The organism is Lelliottia sp. GFLA7 (assembly GCF_056490165.1).
The window spans coordinates 1-327 of the sequence record NZ_JBWLAQ010000134.1 but is presented as its reverse complement, the minus strand read 5'-3'; the positions used below and the strand labels follow the sequence as shown (position 1 = coordinate 327).

The following is a 327-nucleotide window of genomic DNA, read 5'->3' as shown; positions in this document are numbered from 1 at the left end:
AAAAGTAAATAGCAAGGCGTCTTGCGATTGAGACTTCAGTGTCCCCTTCGTCTAGAGGCCCAGGACACCGCCCTTTCACGGCGGTAACAGGGGTTCGAATCCCCTAGGGGACGCCACTTGCTGGTTTGTGAGTGAAAGTCGCCGACCTCTGTATCTCAAAGCTGATTGCACTGTGTAAACAGTCAGTCATGTTTGAGATATTTGCTCTTTAAAAATCTGGATCAAGCTGAAAATTGAAACGACACACTGTGTCTGCTCTCCGTAATAAGAGCAGATAAGCGGTGTGTTCGAGTCTCTCAAATTTTCGCAACACTGTGGGTGTTTTAC

At 47.1% G+C, this 327-nt stretch carries 1 tRNA gene; it reads left to right on the top strand.

The annotated features are described in order from the left end of the window. The first annotated feature begins 40 nt into the window (after positions 1-40). Positions 41-116 (top strand) — tRNA-Glu (locus AC07RN_RS21525). Positions 117-327: the final 211 nt, after the last annotated feature.